Below are 518 nucleotides of genomic sequence, written 5' to 3'. Positions count from 1 at the left end.
ATTTCTTCGCCGAATTCACGAATATCTTCAAAGCTACGATAAACCGATGCAAAACGGATGTAAGCCACTTTGTCGAGCTCTTTAAGCTGATCCATAACCAAGTTACCAATCATTTGGCTCGGTACTTCACGCTCGCCAGTTGCGCGGAGCTGCGACTTAATCATACTGATTGCAAGCTCGATAGAGTCGGCACTTACCGGACGTTTCTCTAATGCGCGCTGAATGCCACCGACCATTTTATCTTCATCGAATGGTTCACGATTGCCATTCGACTTAATGACTTTAGGCATGACCAATTCTGCCGTTTCAAACGTAGTAAAACGTTCACTACAGGCTAAACACTGGCGGCGGCGACGGACTTGATGACCATCCGCAACCAATCGGGAATCAATTACTTTTGTATCGTTCTCTGAACAAAAAGGACAATGCATATCACCTCCAAATAACGTGCCATTGGGGCCGTCCCAAAAGCCAGACTAGTGTAGCGGAATTGATATGTGAGAGAAAACAAAAAGGAG

The 518-nt window shown here is 45.6% G+C and carries 1 protein-coding gene; it reads right to left on the bottom strand.

What is annotated here, in order from left to right:
• Positions 1 to 431 (bottom strand): transcriptional regulator NrdR (gene nrdR, locus R7Z47_RS26840; protein ID WP_318131025.1); only part of this gene is annotated, 431 nt, incomplete at its 3' end.
• Positions 432 to 518 lie beyond the last annotated feature (87 nt).

Origin of the sequence: Vibrio sp. 1641, assembly GCF_033339995.1 — a bacterium.
Taxonomy (GTDB): domain Bacteria; phylum Pseudomonadota; class Gammaproteobacteria; order Enterobacterales; family Vibrionaceae; genus Vibrio; species Vibrio alginolyticus.
The sequence above is the reverse complement of the archived record's forward strand: the minus strand, read 5'-3'. Positions and strand labels throughout refer to the sequence as shown.